1 protein-coding gene and 2 pseudogenes are annotated in these 2,165 nt (G+C 57.3%); all 3 read left to right on the forward strand.

Translation table 11 applies throughout. The features are described 5' to 3' along the window. Positions 1-428 (forward strand): annotated as a pseudogene (locus tag QD461_RS36525) (IS5 family transposase); the annotation flags it as partial. Between the two features lie 431 nt (positions 429-859). Continuing rightward, a protein-coding gene (locus tag QD461_RS36530; protein WP_184462176.1) for an IS630 family transposase occupies positions 860-1,920 on the forward strand; the annotation gives its coding sequence in 2 pieces (ribosomal slippage) (positions 860-1,352 and positions 1,352-1,920; 1,062 coding nt in all). Between the two features lie 96 nt (positions 1,921-2,016). Next, positions 2,017-2,165: pseudogene (locus QD461_RS36535) on the forward strand (IS701 family transposase); the annotation flags it as partial.

The following is a 2,165-nucleotide window of genomic DNA, read 5'->3' on the forward strand; positions in this document are numbered from 1 at the left end:
AAGCGCCATATCATCGTCGATACGCTCGGCCTGATGGTCGCTCTCATGGTGCACAGCGCCGACTCATGGTGCACAGCGCCGACATCCAGGATCGCGACGGTGCTCCCGATCTCCTGAAATCCATCCGCCACAGGTGGCCATGGTTGCTGCATGTCTTCGCCGATGGTGGCTATGCGGGCGATAAGTTGAAGCGGCGACTGAAAAAGATCGGGCGCTGGACGATCGAGATCATCAAGCGCTCGGACAAGGCGAAAGGCTTCGAGGTTCTGCCGCGTCGATGGGTGGTCGAACGGACCTTCGCCTGGCTTGGCAGATGCCGCAGATTGGCCAAAGACGTCGAACGCTCCATCGCATCAGCCGAAGCGTGGATCATGATCGCCCACATTCGTCTCATCACCAGACGGCTAGCAAGGTATGGATATCGTTGAACGCTTTTCGAATCCGACTCTTAGCGCGACAGGGCCGACAAATATAACCGTCGGTTCTTTGCTTGGTGATTGGCATGGTTGTTGCGTCGTCTCAGGAAGACAGTGCACTAAGGAAAGGTCATGATGATTCATGGATGCTCGATGGCGATGGTCCTTGTCGGTGGATACCTTCTTGCTGCATCCGCAGGGGACTTGGCGGCGCTGAGGATGGTTTATCTGCGTCGCCATTGTCGATGGCTGATATATCCAATTTCGATACTTTCATGGTTCGCAGCCCACCGATTTCACTCGGCCTGGATCCGTTTTATGCCAAGTATGCTGACGCAGCAGGCATACCTATTCTTACTGATACCGCGTCCCGTTTAACTTGACTCTTTGGCCTTCCCAAAACGCGGTGAATCTGAATCTCTGGAGCAAACCGGAGGTCTGCGATGCGATCAGGGATTTCATTGCGTGAGGATTTTGAGGGAGAAGGTCTGCGGCGGCTGGCGCGGCAGACGAAGGACGCCGCCCAGGCACGACGTTTGTTGGCGCTCGCGTCGATCTATGACGGAGGCTCGCGTTCCGATGCCGCCCGTCTCGGCAATGTCACGCTCCAGATCGTTCGGGACTGGGTCATGCGCTTCAACGAGCGTGGTCCCCAAGGCCTGATCAACGGCAAGGCTCCCGGTCCGCAGTCGCGATTAAACGATCAGCAGCGTGCGGCCTTGGCACAGGCCATCGAGCGCGGACCGACGCCCTATCTTGACGGCATTGTGCGTTGGCGTCTGTGCGATCTGGTTCAATGGCTTTGGGAAGGGTTTCGCATCTCGGTGAGCGAGCAAACGCTGAGCCGTGAGGTGCGAGCCATGGGCTATCGCAAGCTGGCCGCACGGCCCAAACATCACGCGCAAGACCCCCAAGCCATTGAGGAATTTAAAAAAAGTTCCCCGCCGCGGTGGCAGAAATTGCCGCTGGAGCGGCACGAGGCAAGCAAATAGAAATCTGGTTCGAGGACGAAGCTCGCATCGGTCAGAAGAACAAGATCACGCGCCGGTGGGCCAAGCGCGGAACGCGACCTTCAGCGCCGCATGATCAACGCACCAGATCGGCCTACATCTTTGGCGCAATCTGCCCGAAGCTCGGCAAAGCGGCAGCGCTGGTCATGCCGTGGTGCGACACCTACGCGATGACGCAGCATCTGGCCGAAATCGCCCGTCATGTCGCCGATGACGCCCATGCCATCCTCATCATGGATCAGGCGGGATGGCACATGTCCAACAATCTCGTCGTGCCCGAAAACATAACGATCCTGCCGCTCCCGCCGAAATCGCCAGAGTTGAACCCGGTCGAAAACCTCTGGCTCTTCATGCGCGAGAATTGGCTCTCGAACCGAGTCTTCAAATCCTACGACGATATCGTCAATCACTGTTGCGACGCATGGCGAAAACTCGAAAGTCAGCCCTGGCGCATCATGTCCATCGGACGCAGAGAATGGGCCAATGCGTTCTGATCAATGAGAAGCCGTATGAGTCACAAAAAACGGGAGATTCGCGGTTTGCGATGATGTGCTAGCGTGGCGATTCGTGGTCAGCAGGAGCAAGCTGAGATGAATGGCCTGAGCGGAAGAAGTGAATCAGACTTTGCGGATTATGTCGAGAGGCTTGTCGATGTGATCGGCCATGCCGATCGGGCAGAGCCGCTGAAGGATTACTGCCTTGGCCTCATGCTGCCGGTGGAGCGCAAGAGTGTCGAGCC

It is taken from the genome of Rhizobium sp. BR 314 (assembly GCF_047445805.1).
GTDB classification, from domain to species: domain Bacteria; phylum Pseudomonadota; class Alphaproteobacteria; order Rhizobiales; family Rhizobiaceae; genus Rhizobium; species Rhizobium lusitanum_B.